At 42.9% G+C, this 20,993-nt stretch carries 18 protein-coding genes; 11 read left to right on the top strand and 7 right to left on the bottom strand.

Translation table 11 applies throughout. The features are described from left to right. The first annotated feature begins 300 nt into the window (after window positions 1–300). The 9 genes from MWG26_RS18975 (at window position 301) to MWG26_RS18935 (ending at window position 9,406) form a co-directional block, all read left to right on the top strand. Window positions 301–987 carry a FadR/GntR family transcriptional regulator gene (locus tag MWG26_RS18975; protein ID WP_025656060.1) on the top strand — a complete coding sequence of 229 codons (687 nt, stop codon included), beginning with the start codon at window positions 301–303 and terminating at the stop codon, window positions 985–987. A 307-nt stretch (window positions 988–1,294) separates the two neighbouring features. Then, entirely contained in the window at window positions 1,295–2,659 is a 1,365-nt protein-coding gene (locus tag MWG26_RS18970) for an ABC transporter substrate-binding protein (RefSeq protein WP_025656061.1), read from the top strand. 128 nt (window positions 2,660–2,787) lie between these two features. Next, window positions 2,788–3,663 (top strand): carbohydrate ABC transporter permease, encoded by an 876-nt coding sequence (locus MWG26_RS18965; protein WP_025656062.1) that lies wholly within the window; start codon window positions 2,788–2,790, stop codon window positions 3,661–3,663. 14 nt (window positions 3,664–3,677) lie between these two features. Beyond that, the gene (locus tag MWG26_RS18960) at window positions 3,678–4,508 is read left to right on the top strand and encodes a carbohydrate ABC transporter permease (RefSeq protein WP_025656063.1); all 831 of its coding nucleotides are present in this window, start codon (window positions 3,678–3,680) and stop codon (window positions 4,506–4,508) included. Between the two features lie 15 nt (window positions 4,509–4,523). Beyond that, window positions 4,524–5,774 carry an alpha-L-fucosidase gene (locus tag MWG26_RS18955; RefSeq protein WP_025656064.1) on the top strand — a complete coding sequence of 417 codons (1,251 nt, stop codon included), beginning with the start codon at window positions 4,524–4,526 and terminating at the stop codon, window positions 5,772–5,774. A gap of 98 nt (window positions 5,775–5,872) precedes the next feature. Beyond that, a complete protein-coding gene (locus MWG26_RS18950) occupies window positions 5,873–6,697 on the top strand; it encodes a transketolase (RefSeq protein ID WP_025656065.1) in 825 nt (274 codons plus the stop codon). A gap of 12 nt (window positions 6,698–6,709) precedes the next feature. Beyond that, on the top strand, window positions 6,710–7,648 hold the full coding sequence (locus MWG26_RS18945; RefSeq protein WP_025656066.1) for a transketolase family protein: 939 nt from the start codon (window positions 6,710–6,712) through the stop codon (window positions 7,646–7,648). Between the two features lie 28 nt (window positions 7,649–7,676). Then, a complete protein-coding gene (gene garR, locus MWG26_RS18940; protein ID WP_117440610.1) occupies window positions 7,677–8,600 on the top strand; it encodes a 2-hydroxy-3-oxopropionate reductase in 924 nt (307 codons plus the stop codon). After that, entirely contained in the window at window positions 8,597–9,406 is an 810-nt protein-coding gene (locus MWG26_RS18935; RefSeq protein ID WP_025656068.1) for an SDR family NAD(P)-dependent oxidoreductase, read from the top strand. Before garR ends, MWG26_RS18935 begins: the two co-directional genes overlap by 4 nt. A gap of 127 nt (window positions 9,407–9,533) precedes the next feature. Here the strand turns inward: MWG26_RS18935 and MWG26_RS18930 are convergent, their stop codons facing one another. The 4 genes from MWG26_RS18930 to MWG26_RS18915 all read right to left on the bottom strand — a co-directional run bounded on the left by MWG26_RS18930 (window position 9,534) and on the right by MWG26_RS18915 (window position 14,441). Next, a complete protein-coding gene (locus MWG26_RS18930; protein WP_025656069.1) occupies window positions 9,534–10,406 on the bottom strand; it encodes a PfkB family carbohydrate kinase in 873 nt (290 codons plus the stop codon). A 143-nt stretch (window positions 10,407–10,549) separates the two neighbouring features. Next, window positions 10,550–11,533 (bottom strand): sugar isomerase, encoded by a 984-nt coding sequence (locus tag MWG26_RS18925; RefSeq protein WP_025656070.1) that lies wholly within the window; start codon window positions 11,531–11,533, stop codon window positions 10,550–10,552. 27 nt (window positions 11,534–11,560) lie between these two features. Further along, window positions 11,561–12,814, bottom strand: a complete 1,254-nt coding sequence (locus tag MWG26_RS18920) for an MFS transporter (protein ID WP_025656071.1) — start codon at window positions 12,812–12,814, stop codon at window positions 11,561–11,563. Between the two features lie 22 nt (window positions 12,815–12,836). Next, window positions 12,837–14,441, bottom strand: a complete 1,605-nt coding sequence (locus tag MWG26_RS18915; protein ID WP_025656072.1) for an amidohydrolase — start codon at window positions 14,439–14,441, stop codon at window positions 12,837–12,839. Window positions 14,442–14,674: 233 nt separating this feature from the next. Between MWG26_RS18915 and MWG26_RS18910 the strand changes: the two genes are divergently transcribed. After that, a complete protein-coding gene (locus MWG26_RS18910; RefSeq protein ID WP_025656073.1) occupies window positions 14,675–15,397 on the top strand; it encodes a GntR family transcriptional regulator in 723 nt (240 codons plus the stop codon). 46 nt (window positions 15,398–15,443) lie between these two features. Here MWG26_RS18910 and MWG26_RS18905 read toward each other — a convergent pair whose 3' ends face one another. The 3 genes from MWG26_RS18905 to MWG26_RS18895 form a co-directional block, all read right to left on the bottom strand. Further along, window positions 15,444–16,736, bottom strand: coding sequence for an ABC transporter substrate-binding protein (locus MWG26_RS18905; protein ID WP_025656074.1), 1,293 nt, complete (start codon window positions 16,734–16,736; stop codon window positions 15,444–15,446). A 13-nt stretch (window positions 16,737–16,749) separates the two neighbouring features. After that, window positions 16,750–17,583 carry a carbohydrate ABC transporter permease gene (locus MWG26_RS18900; protein ID WP_025656075.1) on the bottom strand — a complete coding sequence of 278 codons (834 nt, stop codon included), beginning with the start codon at window positions 17,581–17,583 and terminating at the stop codon, window positions 16,750–16,752. 87 nt (window positions 17,584–17,670) lie between these two features. Further along, window positions 17,671–18,513: a carbohydrate ABC transporter permease gene (locus MWG26_RS18895; protein ID WP_244062765.1), complete on the bottom strand. Its 843-nt coding sequence runs from the start codon at window positions 18,511–18,513 to the stop codon at window positions 17,671–17,673. 559 nt (window positions 18,514–19,072) lie between these two features. On the opposite strand from MWG26_RS18895, the gene asnB reads away from it, so the two are divergent. Further along, complete coding sequence (gene asnB / locus MWG26_RS18890) at window positions 19,073–20,611, top strand: asparagine synthase (glutamine-hydrolyzing) (protein WP_025656077.1); 1,539 nt, start codon at window positions 19,073–19,075, stop codon at window positions 20,609–20,611. Window positions 20,612–20,993 lie beyond the last annotated feature (382 nt).

Below are 20,993 nucleotides of genomic sequence, written 5' to 3'. Positions count from 1 at the left end.
TAAGGGGCTAAAACCGTCGCCAATAAAAACGTAAACTGTTAAAAAAGGATAGCTGAGGCCATCCTTTTTTTAGTAAGAGTAAATATTTTTGACATTCTATGGATCATCACTACTTTTAAAGCCCTATAATATTTTATTAACTGAATCCAATGATTGACAATTGAACTGAAATCATTAATAATAGTGTTAGCTGTATTACAGCATACAAGGATCAAATGCATTTAATTAAAATCCCGGCACCAATCTGGATTTATTAATATGCATGACGAATAAAAACTATGGATCATGGGAGGTAGCAGGATGGGGATTAAGCCGATTAAAAGGGTTAATGTAGGTGAACAAGTATTATTACAGTTAAAGAAGATGCTGATTGATGGCGAGTGGGCGCCTGGAAGCAAAATTCCATCAGAAAATGAATTGGCGGAGCTGTTTGAAGTAAGCAGGATTACTGTACGGCAGGCTTTGCAGAAGCTGAATGCATTAGGATTGATCGAAACAAGGCTTGGTGATGGTTCATATGTCAGGAATCTGGATATCGGAGATAGTATGAATGCTTTGATACCTGTTATGTATTTAGGAGACCAGTCAGATGCACAGGTGTTTGAATTCAGGCAGATCATTGAAACAGGCTGTACAAAGCTGGCCGTGAACCGGGCAACGAAAAAAGATATTGAAGAACTAAAGATTATTCTAGCAGAAATGGTGGGGTGCAAAGATAAATCTGATATCAAAGGGTTTAGCAAGGCAGATCTAAAGTTCCACTTTAAGATCGCCCAGATTACAAGGAATGCGCTTTTCATAAAAACAAATAGTATTTTGCAGGATGTTTTAGAGCAGTCAATGGATACTGTAATTGATAAAATGGGGTTTGAGAACGGTATTTATTATCATCAGCAGATTATAAAAGCATTTGAAAACCGTAATGAGGAAGAGGCTGTAAAAATGATGAATGCACACATTGAAAAGAATTATGAATATTTCAACTGAAAGAGAAACCGAATACTAACAAAAATGGATTGTGCAATATACCCAAAAATAGATTTGATAAAATAAATATATTGAAAAAAATGATAGTGTATGTTATATTCTACTCATACCTGTAATACAAGTATCAACTAACAACAATCAAATAACAGATTGGTGTTCAGGAGCTATCAGTTCAAACGTTTGGCAGACTTATTTGTGAGAGTTTAACAGAAGGGAGGAGAGGCTTTAAGAGTAGGGAAAACGGTTTACAGCGACATACAGATGATTTGTATAAAGGCACTTTTTAAAGGAAAAGGAGGAGAATAGAATGAAAAAAAGAATGAGACGTATTATAGCTTGTCTTCTGTCAGTCTCCGTATTAGTCGGGCTGTGCGCATGCGGAAGCGGAAAAAAAGAGGAAAAAGCGCAGGGAGATATTGCGGATGCAGGGTATGATATTGATGCAATGGAAGTAGAAGAAACAACTGTAAAATTATATCATCGTATCAATGCTGACGGCGGAGATGCGGAGAGTGAATATTTTATTGATAAGGTGAATGAGTGGAATGAATCCAATAATGGCATTACAATCGAGCCGATTTTTATTATGAAAGAAAATGACTACCTCGACAGGCTTTCAACAGATCTCGCATCAGGAGACGCGCCGGACATCTTTATGCAGTATGGAGGAACCAACTGCCTGGACTATGTAGAATCTGACATTGTATTAAACCTTGAGCCATATTTTGAAGCTGATCCGGATTGGTACAATGGAATTGTAAAAGCGAATTGGAATATGGTCGATTATGGAAGATATGGGCATGAAGGTCTTTATGGCGCGCCATGGTCAGCATTTGAACTTCTTTTATACTATAACGAGGAATATTTAGATAAATGTAATCTGGAAGTCCCCAAGAGCTGGGAGGAACTTGTGAATTGCTGTGAAGTGCTGAAGAACAATGGCTATCAGCCTTTTATGGTAGGGGAATCTGATAATTACCGGTATGGGCATCTTCTGAGTGCAATGGCGGTAAAGTCATATGGACCAGATTTTGAAAATGAGCTGGCAGAAAGAAAGTTTACATATGAAAGTCCTGAAATCGTCAGCCTGATTCAGGAGATTAAAAATATGCAGGACAAAGGATACTTTGGAGAAAATGTTTTAAGTGTTGACGTAAATGCAGAACGTTCCTATTTTGGCGCAGGTGACTGTGCATTCATGATCGACCTATCCAGGGGCGGGGCATTGCTGTCTGATTCCGAGTGCTTTAAAAAGCAGACAATCCATGCGACTAAGATACCATACTTTGATGCTCAATATGAAACGGCCAATATGGGAGGCGCTTCTCAGAACTATTTTATCTGTACAATGAATAAATCAGTAAACCAGATTAAGGCTTCCTTAAAAGTGGTGAAATGGCTGACAAGCCAGGAGTTTGTTGATGGTTTGGTAAAAGAGTATGCGAATACATATTCCGTAATCCCATCAGAAGGCATTATTGATAACTATATGTTTGAGGAGTGTAATGAGTTGATGTCCCAAACAGAGGCCTATGTTGCGGAACTGGCACAGGCAAGTACAAATACGGCGGAACTCACAGTGGTAAGAAATGCCCTCCAGCTATTGGGAAGCGGTTCATCAGCCGAAGAGGTAAGTAAAGAGATTATGGATAACCTGGCAAATTACGAATAAGAAGAGGAAGGGCCTCCATGAAAAGTGTGGCTGCATGGCAGAAATGGAGGTCCTCTTCATAGAGAATTTGAATTGTGATATCCATTCCGGCTTCATTGGCTGAATGTATTCATATGAGGAGGAAAAGTATGAAAAGAAAGGACTACTGGATTGCTGCGGTGTTTTTACTTCCGGCAATTTCGCTTCTTGTTATATTTGTAATATATCCTATTATCAGTAATGCCATATTATCATTTCAGTCCTGGAATGGGATATTTAGTGTTAAAAAGTCTTTTGTTGGTATAGAAAACTACAGATTCATTTTTTCAGATAAAACTTTTTGGCGTTCACTGGGAAACGCGGGGATATTTCTTATAGTGGGCTTTTTTATACAGATGCCGCTTTCATATGGCTTGGCTCTTCTGGTAACATCTAAGATCAGGGGGAAAAACCTTTTTAGAACCGTTTATTATCTTCCGGTAATTCTGGGGACTACGATTGTTGCTGTTATGTGGAAGAACCTTATTAACCCAAACTATGGGGCTATTATGGAGATTATCCGTAACCTGGGCCTGCAGTCCATGGATTTTGACTGGCTGAACACCCCAGGGTTAAATGTATGGATTGTTGCTTTAGTAAACTGCTGGAAGTCGGCTGCCTATAATATGCTGATTTTCTGTTCCGGCCTGGTGACAATTCCGGAAGCACTTAATGAGGCGGCAGTCATAGACGGCTGCTCGGCATGGCAGAGAATCCGCTATATTACGCTTCCTTTATGTAAAAATTCTTTTAAGGTCTATTCAATCTTATGTATTACAGGCTGTATCAAGCAATTTGATATGATTTGGGCTATGACAGGCGGAGGTCCGAATGCGGCCAGTTCCACCCCTGGAATCCTGCTGTATTTAAATGCCTATTCCTTTAAATTGATGGGGCGCAGTGCAGCGATCGCAATGATACTCTTAATACTGGGAGTAGTTTTAAGTATCTGCTGCAACAAGATATTTAAGCAGGAAGAATATTGAGAGGGGGTATAAGAGTGAAAAGAAGAAGTTGGAAAAAACTGATATTATATGCAATAGCCGGAGTCTGGCTTCTTGCGACAATTATTCCATTACTGTATGTATTTATTTCGTCATTTAAGACAAATGATGAGATGTATCGAAGCGCGTTGAATCTGCCGATACACTGGAAAATAGAGAATTATGTGGTGGCGAATGAGTTGGGACATTCCTTCCGTTCGATTGGGAATTCACTGCTTGTGGCATTGTCGACAACAGTGATAGAAGTAATCGTAGCAATGATGGCAGCCTATGCGATTTCAAGGAAAAGAAATATTTTCTTTGCGAGACATGCTTACATGCTATTTGTAGTAGGAGTCATGGTACCGATCCATTCAACATTAATTCCCATATCATCTATGGCCGCAAGCTGGGGTCTGAAAAATAATTTCGCTTACCTTGTTTTAGTTTATGTATGCTTTAATCTTGCACAGGGAATCTTTCTGTTCACCGGATTTCTGGACTCTGTCAGCAGAGAGATTGATGAGGCGGCTATTATAGATGGGTGTAGTGATTTTCGGTTATTACGTTCTGTTTTACTGCCAATATGCAAGCCGATTATTGCTACAGAAGCGATTTTCTCTTTTATCTATGCATACGGTGAACTTGTTTTCTCACTTACGCTGATTTCTGATCCGGCCAAGTATACAGTTCCAAGGGCGATGCTGTCCTTTTGGGGAGAATTTTCGGCGCAGATGGGACCGCAGTACGCTTTTATTATTTTATCGGTTATTCCAGTCATTATTATATATGTATTATTCCATAATCAAATCCAGAGCGGCGTTATGTCCGGCGCAGTTAAAGGATAGAAGGAGGAAAGGAAAATGGCAAGAGATCATTGGTTTAAGGACGCTAAATACGGTTTATTTATTCATTGGGGAATTTATTCCATGCTTGGTGGCGTCTATAAAGGGGAAAAGATTCCGTATGGGGCAGAATGGATTATGAAAAATGCGGAAATTCCTCTTCAGGAATATAGGAAGTTGGCAGAAACATTTAACCCTGTGGATTTTGACGCAGAGGATATTGTAGGGAAAGCAAAAAAGTGGGGGATGAAGTATATTGTATTTACAGCAAAGCACCACGACGGATTTGCAATGTACCATTCAGAAGTTTCTGATTATAACATTATGAACACGCCCTTTCAACGGGATCCATTGAAAGAGCTGGCAGAAGAATGCCGAAAACAGGGAATTATACTAGGCATTTACTACTCTCAGATGCAGGACTGGGAAGATGAAAATGGATGGGGGAATGAATGGGATTTCAAGCCGGATAAAGAGAAGGATTTTGAAAAATATTTCTATAACAAAGTAAAACCACAGGTGAAAGAGCTGCTTACAAATTATGGAAAGGTTGGAATTATGTGGTTTGATACTCCGTATGTGATGCCGGTCCAATTATGTGAGGAATTGAGGGCGTATACAAAGAGCCTGCAGCCAGACTGCCTGGTTAACGGGCGGATTGGATATAAACTGGGCGACTACAGACAGATGTCGGATAATGAAATCCCGGTTCTTTCTTTCCCGGGTGACTGGGAGACTCCAATGACCCTGAATGATACCTGGGGGTATTCCCGGGTAGATCATAACTGGAAGAGCGCTGCAGACGTGCTGTATAAATTGGTAGATGTAGTAGGAAAAGGCGGGAACCTGTTATTAAATATCGGGCCGGACGAGAAGGGGAAGGTTCCGGAAGGCAGCTGTAAAGTACTGGATGAAGCAGGCCGGTGGCTTGACCTCAATGGCGAAAGTATCTATAAGTGCAATTTAAATATGGACTTCCAGTATGAAATAAGCTGGGGGAGAGTAACCGGCAATGACAGCAAGATGTTTTTACATGTATTTAAATACCCGGAATTTCCGTATGAAATTCTGATAACCGGCTTAAAAACAAAGATAAAGAAAGTAACGATATTAGACAATTGTGAAGAGCTGCAGTTTTTCCAAAGCTATGAGCCGGCGAGGGATGAATACCGATTCAGGGTTCTTTTGCCCAAGAATGGGAAGCTGGATAAGGATATGGTTCTCTGTGCGGAATATGAGGGGGAGATTGAAATACAAAAATTAGAATAACGGTAACTTTTCAATAAAGGGCTGTACACTGTTTTTACAGTCCGTACAAAAATTGTAGTATACGAAAGTATTGATGATCTTTAAAAGGGGGTTTGAAAATGAAATACAGTGAAGAGCTGATTAGCAGGCTTACAAAACAGGCAAAAGTATTAAGGCGTGATGTAATTATCAGTATGGGAATCGGGGTTGCGGGGCATATCGGAGGCTCCAATTCTTCAGCAGATATTGTGGCGGCACTTTATTTTTATAAGATGCACTATGACAGCAGGAATCCTAAAATGACGGATAGGGACAGATTCTTGCTTAGCAAAGGACATGTGGCTATTCTGCAGTACGCGGCTTTGGCTGAAGCGGGATTTTTCCCGGTGGAAGATCTAAAGAATACGAAAGAGATCGGTTCTTATCTGCAGGGGCATCCGGATGTCAGAAAGACACCAGGAATAGAGGCCGGAACCGGTTCGCTCGGGCAGGGTCTGTCAATTGGGCTTGGAATGGCCCTTGGGCTGAAAGCAGACAGTATAGACAGGAATGTATATGTACTGATCGGGGACGGTGAATTGGCAGAAGGGCAGATATGGGAAGCTGCAATGGCAGCAGGATTTTATAAAGCGGATAATCTGATTGCGATTGTAGACAAGAACAACCTGCAGGCAAACGGCATCGTAAAGGAACGCATGGACTCCAATCCCCTGCCGGATAAATGGAGAAGTTTCGGCTGGAATGTACTGGATATTGATGGCCATAATATGGTGGAAATTCTTACGGCTCTGGATGAAGCCGATTTGGAACGAGAACGGCCTACGGTGATAATTGCCAATACAGTAAAGGGAAAAGGCATCAGTTTTGCAGAAAATGTTGTCGGTTACCATAATGGAATGCTGACAGCCGAGACTTACGAGCAGGCATTAGAAGAACTGGCATAGAGGAGGATGGCTATGAGCTGTAAAAATCAAAGGATTGCTTATGGAGAAGCGTTAGTGGAACTTGGAAGAGAGAATAGGGACATTGTAGTGCTGGATGCAGATTTGGGCGGGTCCACAATGGGAAAGATGTTTGAAAAAGAATTTCCTGACAGGCATTATGAGATGGGTATTGCAGAGGCTAACATGACATCGGTTGCAGCAGGATTAGCACAGACAGGAAAGATACCATTTACCAATTCTTTCGCTGTGTTTGCCGCAGGGCGGGCATTTGACCAGATCCGCCAGACCATTGCCATTGGGAATCTGAATGTTAAAATCTGTGGTTCTTCTTCGGGACTTTCCGATTTTGGCGACGGAGCGACTCATCAGGCGGTTGAGGATCTTGCAATTATGAGGGCGATTCCGAATATGACGGTCATCTCACCGGCAGATGCCAATGAGACAAAATCTGCCGTAAAGGCAGTTACAGAAATGGAAGGCCCATGTTATATCAGACTGAATCGAAATGACTACGAAAATGTAACGGAAGAGGGAGTGGAGTTTAAAATTGGCAAGCCAACAGTTTTAAAAGAGGGAACCCGGGTGGTGGTTTTTGCTACCGGATATATGGTTGGTCTTGCAATGCAGGCGGCAAGGGAACTGGAGGACCGTATCTCTGTGAAAGTGGTCAATGTCAGTACCATAAAGCCTATGGATGCCAATGCAGTTATTCAGATTACAAAAGGCTGTAAAGGCGTAGTTACGGCAGAAGAACACAGCATTGTCGGCGGACTGGGGAGCGCTATAGCCGAGGTACTAAAAAAAGAATGCATCCCAATAGAATTTGTAGGAATAGAAGATACTTTTGGATGCAGCGCGCATAATTACCAGGATGTACTTGCATATCATGGGCTTACAAAAGAGCATATTAAGACAGTGGTTGAGGAGATGGATTTACAGGCAGCCGGGTAGATGCGTACAAAAAAATTGTTCAATGAGGATGGATCGGAAGGAGTCTAACATGAAAATAGGATTTATCGGGCTGGGTATCATGGGAAAACCAATGGCTGCAAACTTATTAAAAGCAGGACATACAGTTGTTGTCTACGACGTAATAAAAGAAAACATGGAACAGATGGTAAAGTATGGGGCAATAAAAGGCGAATCTGCGAAGGCGGTTGCCGGGGAGTGTAAGATTATAATTACGGTTTTGCCAAATTCGCCTCATGTGAAAACGGCCGTTATGGGGAAAGACGGGATACTGGAAGGCGCATTGGCCGGAAGCATTTTAGTGGATATGAGTTCAATTGCACCCTTAGCTTCCCAGGAGATTTATGCCGCATGCGCAGAAAAGGGGGTTGAAATGTTGGATGCCCCTGTTTCCGGAGGTGAGCCAAAGGCGATAGATGGAACATTGTCAATCATGGCAGGCGGCAAGAAGGAAGTATTTGAACAAGTATATGATATACTGATGACGATGGGAAATAGTGCAGTATACTGCGGGGAGATTGGTGCCGGGAATACAACAAAGCTTGCAAATCAGATTATTGTTGCATTAAACATCGCGGCTGTTTCCGAGGCCTTTATGCTTAGCACAAAAGCGGGTGTTGATCCAGAAAAAGTGTTTGATGCAATCAAGGGCGGCCTGGCTGGTTCTACGGTCATGAACGCGAAAATCCCAATGATTATGGAGCGGAATTTTAAGCCGGGTTTTAAAATCGATTTACATATTAAGGACTTGAACAATGCCTTAGATACAGGCCATGAAATTGGAGTTCCGCTTCCCTTAACAGCCAGTGTGATGGAGATGCTTCAAAAGCTTCATGCCGATGGACATGGACAGGAGGATCACAGCGCGATAGCAAAATATTATGAAAAGACAGCGGATGTATGTGTTAAGGCCAAGGGAGGCATTCAAGAATGAACGTAGGGAAAAACCTGGAGAAGATGTTTTCATTAGAAGATAAAGTAGTAGTTTTTACCGGGGCAGCGGGTGGAATCGGCAGCGCCATTGCATTGGGCATGGCATGTGCCGGCGCCCGGATTGCTCTTTGCGATATAAATGAAAACCTGCTTTCAGATATTCAAAATAAAATAACAGAAGCGGGCGGTAAGGCATCAAGCTATTTGCTGGATGTAACAAATAAGGCTGGCGTAACAGAATGCATCGATAAGATCGGCAAAGCCTATGGTCAGATTGATGTGCTGGTAAACTGCGCGGGGATCAATAAACGGGAAGGGTTTATGGATGTCAGGGAAGAGACATATGACAGGATCATGGATATTAACCTGAAGGGTGTTTTTTTGGTGACCCAGGCAGTGGCCCCATTAATGAAAAATCAAAGAAAAGGCAGTATCATTAATATTGGTTCCCATAATACGGGAAGTATCCTTGGCGGCTGTTCTGTATATGGCGCTACAAAGTGCGGTGTTCTGTCCTTAACGCGGTCTATGGCTGTAGAATGGGCCAAATACAATATTCGGGCTAATTGTGTAAGTCCCGGACATATTCAGACTGCGTTGACAGTACCTACCTGGGAGCATCCGGAACGCTCCAAGTATTTGCTGGAAAGGATTGCCTTAGACAGGCCGGGATATCCGGAAGATATTACAGGGGTGTGTATCATGCTGGCATCGGATGCATCTTCTTATATTACCGGGACGGAAATCCGGGTTGACGGAGGGTGTATCGCCGGAGGACAGCCGTGGGACTACGATACGGAGTTTTAGTTGCGGTCAGGGAATTCCCTGCAATCCGGACGGGGCAGCAGAGAACATAAAAGATAGAGGAAGCGGATTCCGCTTCCTCTATTTCTATCTAATTTAAACGTTTTTATCTGTCAGAGTTATACCCTTACTAAGCTCTCAATTTATCGATCAGCACTTCTTTTCCATAGCCAAATGCGCCTTCCATCTGGCAGACGTTTGCTGCAAATCCGGCAGCCTTTGCTATGCTTCCGGTCAGTGCCTCTTCCCGATCCGCGCCGTGCTTCACCGCATCCAGATATCCGACCATGAATGTTGTTAGTAAGGAGTCCCCTGCGCCCATTGTATCCACAACCTTTTCAAGGGGCGCCGCTTTCTGCGTATAGAACTTCCCGTCTGAATAAAGCATACAGCCCTGCGCTCCCCGGGATGCGCATACGATTTCCGGCCCAAATGCCGCTACTTTTTTTAAATGCTGACGCACCTCTTTATCCGTTCCGTCAAATGAACAGAAGGCATAGGTTACGAGTGGGGCGTTTTTTTCATAATACTCATCAGTTGAATCATCCGAGAAATCAAACGATAGCGGAATACCGGCCTCCTTGATCTTAGATAACTGGCTCTCCATGTAACAGTAGTTTCCACAGTGAACCAAATCAAACTGTGCCAGATATTCCAAATCAAACTCGTCCAATTCGTAGATGTGCCTGCTTCTTACGCCGCCTTCGTTATAATCCAGGAACACCCGGTCGCCATCTTCCAATTTGCAGCGGGAATACCCGTTTTCACCGTGAATCTTTTTGCATTTGACCAGCTCGATCTGTTCCGTGCGCAGAGCAGATATTACATGATCCGCATTCAGATCATCGCCGAAATATCCCATGTATGCGCTTCTGCGGGCGCCGAACATTTTTGAGTATACTGCAAAATTCACGCAGTTTCCTCCGGGATATTGTGTGTTCGTGTGCGTATAGATATCCACCACATTATCTCCAAACCCAACTACACTAACATCGTATTTCATGTTTTTAACCTCCAATCCTGTGCAGGGTGTGCAGAGGGGCCAGACCCCTTTGCAGTTAATCCTGAGCAGAGGGGTCAGACCCCTTTGCAATTAAAACGGGCATCCCGGAATCATCGAATGATCTCCGGGACAAGCCGTGTTATTTAATATTCCACTACCCCCATATATCGTCTCATATCCAGAGGGTGTCCGGTTTTATTTTGAATTGCTGTTCTGTACAATACACTCATCTCGTAGAACAAAGGAGGATTGAAGTAGTCCACGCATTCCGCGGCAATCCCTTCAAGTCCGCACTCCGCCGCATCGATAATTTCATATTTCTTTGCATATTTATCCAGAAATGCCTTGGCTCTCAGATCAATTTCCCGTGTTTTGCCGACAGACATCATCAAAATATATAAGTGGTCTTCATCTGTAACCTCAAACGGGCCATGGAAATATTCCGCCGAATTCAGGTAGCAGCAGTCCATCCACTGCATTTCCTGCAGCGAGCAGATAGCAAAACCGTAAGACTGTGCATATGCAGCTCCCGAGGACATGATATATAGAAACGGCGCCTGATAATAGTGTTCAGCAAAATTCCATGCTTTGTTCTGATATTTGTTTGTGGCATCCCGGATGATCTGGTCACACTTAACAATACCGTCTTTCATAGCCTCATACAGCTTATATTCGGGTTCCTGGCGGTGGATCAATTCATTTAAAACCGCATAGGTTATACACATAGGTTTATCCTTCTGCAAGGTCTCGTCGACCCATTTGTATACAATAGCATGGTATTTGCTGTCTGCGCATTTACTTTCGGCGTCGTGCGTATAAGTAATCACAAATGCCCCTGCATCGGCGGCAGCATCGGCGGCTTCCACAGTTTCCGGTGTATGTCCTCCGTGTGAGCAGATAAAGACTAACGAGTGGCTGCCCAGACGCTTTGGCGGTGTCAGGACAAATTCTTTGCTCGGAATCCACTCCCCGACCATGGTAACGGATTCTTTATTTACAAAATAATTACTGGAGTATAAATCAATAAGAGAGCCTCCGCATGCGACAAAATAAACCTCTGTAATTCTGCCGTTTTTATTCTGGATCTCATCCACCATCTTGCCTGCATCAAAATCTTCTATAAACATTATACATAATCTCCTTTTATACGAACATTATTTTTCTGAAACACTCATTTTTTTAATTCTTAATTTCATCAGTATAGCCATAATGATACCGATTACAGCAGTAACCATCAAAAAGCCGAAAATCATTTTGTAAGCTCCATTTCCGTATGTATCCATCCATTTTCCGAATATTGGAAAATAAAAGAAGTCAGGAGCATAGCCAAGCACGGAACCAATACCGATTACGGTGCCGGTATATGCCGCTTTAAACTTACATTCTTTTAAACCGGACCAGATGACGCCGTACAGCATCATCGCCACTGCTGCGGGAAGCAGGGAGACAAAAGTTGCTGCGCCGGAACTTACCGTACCCGGCATGATCATAACGCCTGCATAGATAATAATCATGGCTGTAAATGCAGTGACGTACCATTTGTTTGCGGACTTAAAAATTTTGTCAATGACATATCCGCCGAGAGGGCAAAGCAGATTCATTAAATTACTTCGTACAATGCTGATTAAGGATGAATTTACTAAAGGTACTCCCAGGACATCTGTCAGGTATGGGGAGAAATAAGATAAGCTTGTATACAACCCATAAGCACAGAGTACCATGATCGAAAACATCCAGGTCATAGGATTCTTTAATACCACCCCGATATGCTTAATCTGGAACGTGTCATTCGGATTATCAGATTTTACCTCTTTCTCCTTGAAGAAGACTAATAGTAAAAAGAATGCGATCAGGGTTCCCACTGCCATAACCCACATTGCAATAATGAAAGCTTTTGTTTCATCACTGCCGAATCCGCTAGCCCAAAGGCAAATTGCATTCAAAATTGCGGAAATGATACCGGATGACGCATAGTAGATTCCATAGCAGGTTCCCTGGTTTTCTTCTGTGCCAATCATACCGACACCCTTTGTGATTGCACACCAGAATACAAAGTTGGTTGTCAATCCGGCAAAAAACCAAATGACGCAGGCAATTTTAAAGTCCATTGTAAGCGCATAAATGATAATCAGCACAAACGACCCTAATATTGAGAGCAGCATTGCTTTTTTCACTGAAATTTTGTCTGCCAGGATTCCTCCCGGAATCATCGCAGCCATCATGGCAAAAGAGTATGCGGACATCAGAACTCCTGACTGTTCATTTGTAATTCCCATTGCCGCAATCTGCTGATCATAAAATACGTATCTTACATAGGGGAAACAGTACATGATTGCGTTAACAAATCCAAAAATAAATAACATGAATAGTGTTCGTGCACCTAACTTTCCTTTTTTTGATTCTGACATAATGAACCTCCCTGTTTTATTCTCATTCCTTATTTTTCAGCTCTGCCGGCCTGTCCGCAGGGCATGCATGATGTGGTACCCTCTGGGTATATACGGTCTTTCCATTTACTATCGTTTCCTTTACCTGGACATTCAGCATCTCGTCCATCGGAACCTTAAACAGATCACGATCAAAAATAACGATGTCTGCCTTTTTTCCGGCTTCCAATGTGCCAAGTTCATCCTCTCTCTCCATAGCAAACTGACTGTTCACAGTCCAGGCGTCGAGCATCTCTGAAATAGTCAGGCCATTCTGTGGATTGATACGTTTTTGCTTATCACTGCCGAAATTAGCGCATCCATAAAATATAGATTCCGGTATGCTGGGAATCAGTAATGGCAGATCCGTTGCACCGCACAACCGTACTCCATGGTCTGCCAGAGAACGGTAGTTTAAATATCGCTCCTGGCGGGCGCCTATCACATCTCGATAGGCATTGACATAGCCGTCATAAGTATCTAGCGCATATACCTGCGCATAGATCTCACCGAATGCCCCCATTTTGGCCATCCGCTTTTCATCCTCCGGTTCAGTTAATTCCAGATCTGTAATGCCGTGCCGGTTTTTGAGGCGTCCGTTGATATGCTCACACTGGTCGTAAATGTTTAAGATCTCATGGAATGCACCGTCTCCTTCGGAATGGAGCGTAAAGCGCAGGCCGTTTTTATCGGCCAGAAGCACCTCTTTTTCCAGCTGCTTATAGTCAATGTCCTTGTTACATACGCTGTCTGTCCCTTCGTACGGCTGACGAAGATGGCCTTCCATTTTTAAAATCAATCCATCGGTCATTTGGTTAAAACCCGAAAATCTTACATAATCCCCTTGGAATGCTTCCTTCATTTTCAGACCAAACTCAATATCAGCGGGCTTTCCGACGGGCTGGGACATGAAGGATATTCTCAGTGTCAGTCTCTCATTCTCCTCCAGTTCCTTTAAAACGTCTGTGAAACCATAGAAATCGTCAAACCCCATTTCTTTTACAGATGTAACTCCGCGGCTGTTGAGCAGTTTCATATAACCCTCGATCTGCCGGTCGATAAACTGTCTGTCATTCAGATAGAGCCCCATGATCTTGTAAAGAGCCTCTGCATGGCAGTGTTGGGGGTCAAAACCAAACGCCTGTCTTGCCTTTTGGTTCATTGCACAAGTTCCGTGACCGGGCGCAAAGAGAACAATCTCGGTGTCGTGTCCGATCTCCTCCAACATGGTATCGACACTGTTGTTGTGAAGAAAACAGCTCTCCAGATGGTTGCCGAACAGGACCCCTTTCCCTGCTGCTGTTTCCATATGATATTCCAGGCAGTCTCTCAACTCTTTCAGTGTTTTGCAGTGGGAAAGATTCACACCAAGACTGTCGATGACGTATCCGGTAAAGAACGTATGCGTGTCCCCGAATCCGGCACAGATCGTGCCGTCCTTACAGTCTTGTACCTTCAGTCCCCCGGCGGTATAAGCGGCGGGCAGCTTTCCTTTTCCTACGTCACTAATGCGGCCATCCTTTAATACAATATAGCCCTGGTATGGTTCTTTTGAAACAGAATCGTATATGCTTGATGAAACCAGAATTCTATCACATGCCATATCCATTTACTCACCTTCCTTTCGTAAATTCATCATATCATCATAATACGATATAATCAATAGGGGATCTGAGATGAAATAAAATTTGTCATCATGAACAATTAATTGCTTGTTTAAAAATAAATTTTTGTCACTTAATCACATTTTTTGTTATAATGTATACCATATTCGTATTGTAATGTTATAATGAATATGATAAAATGTTCCATGACATATAATGATATAGTTGAGGTAATAAGATGAATATTGAAAATAATACGACGCGTCCACTTTTTGAAAAGGTTAAAGACGATATTTCTGCCAGGATAAAAAGCGGAGAGTATCCGGCCGGATCTAAGATTCCCACAGAGGTCGAACTAATTAAACAATACGATGTGAGCAGGATCACCATCCGCCGTGCGATTGAAGAACTTTGCAAAGACGGTCTTCTTGTTAAAAATCAGGGGAAGGGAACCTTTGTAAAAGAGCGGAAGATTTTCCGTAAAATAGAACATAATATGAGTTTTTCAAATTCCTGCATTGTGAATGGCATGACCCCATCGGCTGTAGTTACCCAGAGAACGGTTCTCACGAAGAACTCACCCGGACGGGTACCGCATCCAAGCCTTGACCAAGATGCCATACTATACATACAGCGCGTCCGCTATGCGGATGAGATACCTGTCATGTTGGAAAACAATTATTTTCCTTTTACCCAATATGCATTTCTTCTCACGGATGATTTGGAAGGGTCGCTGTATGATCTGTTAAAAAGCCATGGTATTATAGTGGGATGTTCCCAGAACTCCTATATTGATGCATTAAAGGCGGATTCGAAACAGGCGCAGCTTTTAAAAATTGCGCCTGGCGATCCGTTATTCCTGCTGTATACAGAGATATACGATACCCAGAATCAACTAATCTATATCGGGCAGGAGTATATTGTTGCATCCAGGTACCGGTTTAATTATGAAAATGCATAAAGGGAAGTTTAAATGTAAGAGTTCAGGCCTGCCTGAACTCTTACATTTAATTACCTTTATCATATTTTGCGCTTTTCGCAGCTAACTGAATCTGCTTTAACAGCTGCTTCGGTGTTGCCTCCCCGGTATCAATCTGCTGCAGGCCGTTTAAATAAGTCTGCGCGATTTTCGGATCGAGTTCCGTATCTAACCAGGGGGTTGTAGAAGGTGAGGTTTTTATATACTTTATGCCTTCTATTAATGGCTCGATGTCTGTATATTGGCCGATATTTTCAAACAGGTCTGTTGTAGCATTCACCCAATAGCTGCTCTCTAAATAACGTAAAGTGTTCTTTTTAGAGAGTATATACTGCAGGAACCGAAAGGCCTCTTCGGGATGCTTGGTTTTACTGCTGACAGCATAGCCGTCGGGTGTTCCAGTGATAATGGACTGATTTCCTCTTGCCCCCTCTATGGTGGGAAAGGGGAAGATACCCAAGTTATTTTTTGTGAATTCTGCATCCATCTCCATAGAATCTGCGATGGTAACATATTGGTCGTATACCAGTGCGCAGTCTCCGTTAATCAGCCCTGAATAAGAAAAGCTCCAGTCGTAAGCTGCCGTGTCTGCATTCATATATTGGTGAAGATCTTCATAAATCGTAAGCGCCTGCAGATAACCCGGATCCGAAAAAGAACCATCCTCTAATGAATAGTCAGCTTTTAAGGTCTCTTCAGGAACACATTTTTGGTTTAATGTTGTTAAATAATGCGCGCCTGCATAAGGGTCGGAGTTTCCGAAATAAATCGGAGTAATCCCGGCCTCTTGTATTACTTTCAACTGCTGTAAAAACTCCTCGTACGTGCCGGGCGGGGCCAGTCCAAGTTTTTTGTATACTTCTTTATTATAAAACCATAATTTGGCGTCGATTTTCAGCGGTATGCCGTAGATCCCGCCCTGATATTGAAAGGCCGCCGTCTGCCCTGGAACAAGTTCTTCTAAAGTTTGGTGCTTTTCCATATAAGAAGACAGGTCCAGTACCAAGCCTTCTCTTACAAACTTATTCAGGTATTCGTCACCCCAGGTAAAGAATATATCCGGCGGTGCGGACGAATTGATTACGGTCTTTATTTTCTGCTTATAAGACGAATTTGTAGCCGTGATTACATTGATCTTTATGTCCGGATTTTCCTTTTCAAACTCTTTTATCATATCCTCAGTGGCAGACTTCATCGGTTCCATCGTCCACCGGTGCATGAATGTTAACGTGACTTTGTCCTCCTGTTCAGCCGGTCCGGCGCAACCCGTCAGTAACATGGTAAATACCAGTATAAGAGTTATTTTTATTCTTCGTTTCATATCTTGGGTCCCCCTATTCTTTCACGCTGCCCACTGTAAGCCCGGCTACAAAATATTTTTGAAAGGCAATAAAGAGCACAAGCACAGGCACAATTGCCAGTACGATACCCGACAGCAGAACGACCCAGTCCGTGTATAAAGCCTGTGAAAATGACATCAGGCCGATCGGGATCGTATAATACTTTTCCGTACTTATAAAGTTTAAAGAGAAAGTAAACTCATTCCAGGTATATATTAAATTTAATAAAAGACACACGGTAACCGCCGGACGGCATACCGGCAGCATGATTTTCCTGTAAATTTCAAAACTGCTGCAGCCATCCAGAACAGCCGCTTCCTCCAGTTCCTTTGGAAAGGAATGAAAAGCCGGGAACAGCAGAAAGATTGAAAACGAGATCCGGAATGCGAGTATGGGAATAATCATAGCCACATAGGTATCGTATATTCTTAAATCTCTGAGCAGATGATATAAGGGAAGCACCGCAGTCTGCGGAGAAACAAACATTCCTCCAAGCAGTATCCCCAGCAGTATCTTTTTATACTTAAAAGGGAATCTGGTAACTGCATAAGCCGCCAGTGTAGAAACCAAAAGGATTAAGATAACCGTAATGACAGTGACGATGATACTGTTAAGATAGTATAAGGATATGCCCTCTTTCCATGCCTGCAGATAGTTCCCGATCTCAGGATGTCCGGGCAGTGAGAATGTATTATTATAAAACTCTTTATTTGTTTTCAAAGAATTGGACAAAATCCAAAATAATGGGTATATAATTGATAATGAAAATAGTATAAAAATAAAATATAGAACGAACTGTTTCAAATGAAACTCAGATTTTTTCAGCATAATGTACTCTCCATTCACTCTTGAACTGTTTTCCTTTGTTTATCAGATAGATTGAGGAAATGACCTGCAGGCGGATTCCCGCACGTATCAGCTCTCGTTTCCAAACCCGCTGATATTCATCTGCAGAAATGCCAGTACGACTGTAATGATAAGTATCAGGTTACCGATGGCGGAGGCATACCCGAATTTGTCATAAGACCAGGCAGCCGTATACATGTAGTTTCCCAGTGTTTGAGTTGCATTGCCAGGGCCTCCTGCCGTCATTACCTGAATCTCATTGAAGACCTGCATCGCCCAGTTGAGTGTAATGATGATCACAATCGTGACCGTATCCTTTATCTGCGGGATGATAATGTATCTCGCCTGCTGCCAGAATCCGCAGCCATCTAACTTTGAAGATTCTAGAACTGCCGGAGAAACCCTTTGTATCCCCACGATGATCAGCATAGCCGCATAACCGGTGTACTGCCATTGGCTCATGGCAATGATTGCGTATAAGGCAGTATGTGAATTGCCCAGCCAGCCAGCCGCAAGTGAGTCAAATCCCAAAAATCTCAGAAGGCTGTTCAGCAGGCCGATGTCCGGCTGATAGATAAAAGTAAACAACGCGCCTATCACTGTAATGGAAATAATAGAAGGGATAAAAAATAAGGTTCGGAAGAAAACTTTTCCTCTTTTTATAAAGCTGCTTTCCAGAAACAGCGCAATCAAAAGGCCGCCGCCAACCTGAAACAACAAAGACCAGAATACATAAATAAAGTTATTCTTTAAAGCAGTCCTGATAACCGGATCCGCGAACAGCGATCGATAATTGTCTAACCCGATAAAATGCTCATGAACCGAAAATGCACTCATGTTATAGAAACTGTAGATCATATTTTTTATAACCGGATAATAGACGAATACGATCAGTAATAAAATTGCGGGCATAACAAAAACGTATTTTATTTTATTTCTTTTAAGCATTCTTATTCCCCTCTCGGATATAACGTTATTACATAATATTATAACGTTATATATCATATTTATCTATCGTGATTGTGTACAATTTTCTATCACTTTTTTTATGGATATTTTCAAAACAAATATAAGAATTAATGAACGAGCTTCAGTCTCGCGAGAGGAGGGGGGCGCTTCATGAAGGAATCGCGAAAGCCCCCGGAAGAACCTCCCTGTTATTAAGCGTCCCCCTCTTTGCATTAAGATGGAGTTACTATTCACGGCCCAGGGGCCGCGCATAGTAACGGCATCTGGGCCATTTAAAGCCGCCTAGGGCGAGGACCCAGATGCCCGGCTCCATCATTTTATTGGCTCGGATGCCGTGCAGCGGGGTGCACGGCCCCGTGAATAGTAACAAGACGGAACCCCGCCGCTAATTGTTCTCCTCTAGTTATTGCTGACCGCTTTATATTATGCTAAAATAAATGAATTAAGTCTGCTATAAAAAGCAGTCTGTTACAATAAAATTTTAATACGAGAGGACATACATATGATAATAATAAAAGAATACAGTGGTCATATCCGCAACTGGGAAGCTCTTTGTGAGGAACTGGGAATTGATGGTTCCCTGTCCAGGGAGGAGCGTGAGCAGGCAATTCTGGTAAAGGCATACGAAACCTGGGGATATGATATGGGAAACCATATGCACGGCATGTTTGCATTTGCCCTGTGGGACGATGAAGAGAAGAAATTGTTTTGTCTGAGAGATCAGTTTGGAACTACGCCTTTTTATTATTATGAAACGGCGGACGGCAAGCTTCTGTACGGTACCTCTATTCGTAAGATCATGGAGCAGCCGGGATTTGTGAAGAAACTGAATGAAGAGATGCTGCAGCTGTATCTTACCTTTACATACGTGGCGGGAGAGACTACATTTTTCCGCGGCCTGAAAAAGCTTATGCCCGGGCGTTTTCTGACCTGGCAGAGAAGGCAGCTTAAGATAGAACGCTATTGGAAGCCGGAATTTCATCCGGATTACAGCAAATCCCTTGAAGAATGGGCGGAGGAGATCCATACCACGCTTGGCCGGATCATGACCGAGGTGAAAACCCCGGATGAGACGGCAGAATCCTTTTTATCAGGAGGCGTTGATTCTTCTTATGTACTGGCAATGTCTGATGCAGAGACGGCGGATGCCTGCGGGTACGAAGAAGAACGGTTTGATGAATCAAAACTGGCACAGAAGACGGGCGATATCCTTGGACGAAAGACGTTCCGCCGCCTGATTACGCCGGAAGAGTATTTTGCGGCAGTGCCTTATGTGATGGAGAATATGGAACAGCCTCTGGGCGATGCTTCAGCCATCGTTTTTGCAATCGGCTGTAAGGCGGCGGCCGAACATACGAAGATATGTTACTCCGGAGAGGGGGCGGACGAGTTCTTTGGCGGGTATAATATGTACCGCAATGCGGAACGTTATGGCGAGAATTTGAAAACCTTCTATGTAGGTAATACCAATATTATGAAGGAAGATGAGAAACAGAGGATTTTGAAAAAGTATGATCCCGATGTTCTTCCAATCGAGCTGGCGGAAGGGATTTATGAGGAAACACAGGGGCTGGATCCGCTTACGAAGATGTCGGATGTGGATATCCAGATCTGGCTGGAGGGGGACATTTATTTCAATGTGTATAAGATGAGTACAGCCGCGGGATTAGAGATCAGAATGCCACTTACCGATACCAGGATCTTTGATATTGCCTCACGGATGCCTTCTGAATATAAGGTAAATGCGGAGCAGAATAAAGTGGCGTTTCGGACTGCAGCGGCGAAAGTACTGCCGGAAGAGATCGCCTTCCGCAAAAAGCTGGGATTTATCGTGCCGATTCGTATCTGGATGGCAGACGACAGATATAATCAGGATGTCAGGGAGAAGTTCCGCAGTGAGGCTGCGGAGAAGTTTTTTCAGGTTGATGAGATTAATGCGATTTTTGATGATTATATCGCCGGAAATTCGGATAACTGGAGAAAGATCTGGACCATTTATACGTTTTTGGTTTGGTATGAATTGTATTTTGAGAAATGTTAACTATAAAAATTTAGCTCCATTATATGCTTGCGGGAGAACTTAATAGGACCGCTGCGAAACAGATGTGATATCTGTGAAGCGGCGGTCTTAATTATGGGTCGGATAGACCCATAATTAAATTGGGCGCTGTTTTTACAAAACAGCATATTCTTTGCAGTAGGTATATACATAAATGCCGCGGAAACGTCTGAAAAATAGAGTACTCTCGGAAACTCTTTGTTCTCTGGCTTTGCGAGATGGTTCTTTGCCAGCTGCGCACAAATTTATGAAGCGTACGTCGATTAAATTTGGGAGAATGGCTTATGCAGGGAGCGCATATTCCAGTTTATAAGTCCTGTAGTTTACTTTAGAGATTATGTCAGTTTACAAGGAACTACACGCA

This window comes from Faecalicatena contorta (assembly GCF_022835095.1).
In the GTDB taxonomy this organism is placed as follows: domain Bacteria; phylum Bacillota; class Clostridia; order Lachnospirales; family Lachnospiraceae; genus Faecalicatena; species Faecalicatena contorta.
Note: the sequence above shows the minus strand (reverse complement) of the source record. Positions and strands in the feature narration are given on the sequence as shown.

What these genes read in the sequence shown, in the direction of transcription:
- MWG26_RS18945 (WP_025656066.1), top strand. Translation starts at nt 6,710, where the DNA reads ATGAGCTGTAAAAATCAAAGGATTGCTTATGGAGAAGCGTTAGTGGAA.
- MWG26_RS18930 (WP_025656069.1), bottom strand. Translation starts at nt 10,406, where the DNA reads ATGAAATACGATGTTAGTGTAGTTGGGTTTGGAGATAATGTGGTGGAT.
- MWG26_RS18900 (WP_025656075.1), bottom strand. Translation starts at nt 17,583, where the DNA reads ATGCTGAAAAAATCTGAGTTTCATTTGAAACAGTTCGTTCTATATTTT.
- MWG26_RS18955 (WP_025656064.1), top strand. Translation starts at nt 4,524, where the DNA reads ATGGCAAGAGATCATTGGTTTAAGGACGCTAAATACGGTTTATTTATT.
- MWG26_RS18925 (WP_025656070.1), bottom strand. Translation starts at nt 11,533, where the DNA reads ATGTTTATAGAAGATTTTGATGCAGGCAAGATGGTGGATGAGATCCAG.
- MWG26_RS18910 (WP_025656073.1), top strand. Translation starts at nt 14,675, where the DNA reads ATGAATATTGAAAATAATACGACGCGTCCACTTTTTGAAAAGGTTAAA.
- MWG26_RS18920 (WP_025656071.1), bottom strand. Translation starts at nt 12,814, where the DNA reads ATGTCAGAATCAAAAAAAGGAAAGTTAGGTGCACGAACACTATTCATG.
- MWG26_RS18895 (WP_244062765.1), bottom strand. Translation starts at nt 18,513, where the DNA reads ATGCCCGCAATTTTATTACTGATCGTATTCGTCTATTATCCGGTTATA.
- MWG26_RS18975 (WP_025656060.1), top strand. Translation starts at nt 301, where the DNA reads ATGGGGATTAAGCCGATTAAAAGGGTTAATGTAGGTGAACAAGTATTA.
- MWG26_RS18905 (WP_025656074.1), bottom strand. Translation starts at nt 16,736, where the DNA reads ATGAAACGAAGAATAAAAATAACTCTTATACTGGTATTTACCATGTTA.
- garR (WP_117440610.1), top strand. Translation starts at nt 7,677, where the DNA reads ATGGATCGGAAGGAGTCTAACATGAAAATAGGATTTATCGGGCTGGGT.
- MWG26_RS18915 (WP_025656072.1), bottom strand. Translation starts at nt 14,441, where the DNA reads ATGGATATGGCATGTGATAGAATTCTGGTTTCATCAAGCATATACGAT.
- MWG26_RS18970 (WP_025656061.1), top strand. Translation starts at nt 1,295, where the DNA reads ATGAAAAAAAGAATGAGACGTATTATAGCTTGTCTTCTGTCAGTCTCC.
- MWG26_RS18935 (WP_025656068.1), top strand. Translation starts at nt 8,597, where the DNA reads ATGAACGTAGGGAAAAACCTGGAGAAGATGTTTTCATTAGAAGATAAA.
- MWG26_RS18950 (WP_025656065.1), top strand. Translation starts at nt 5,873, where the DNA reads ATGAAATACAGTGAAGAGCTGATTAGCAGGCTTACAAAACAGGCAAAA.
- asnB (WP_025656077.1), top strand. Translation starts at nt 19,073, where the DNA reads ATGATAATAATAAAAGAATACAGTGGTCATATCCGCAACTGGGAAGCT.
- MWG26_RS18965 (WP_025656062.1), top strand. Translation starts at nt 2,788, where the DNA reads ATGAAAAGAAAGGACTACTGGATTGCTGCGGTGTTTTTACTTCCGGCA.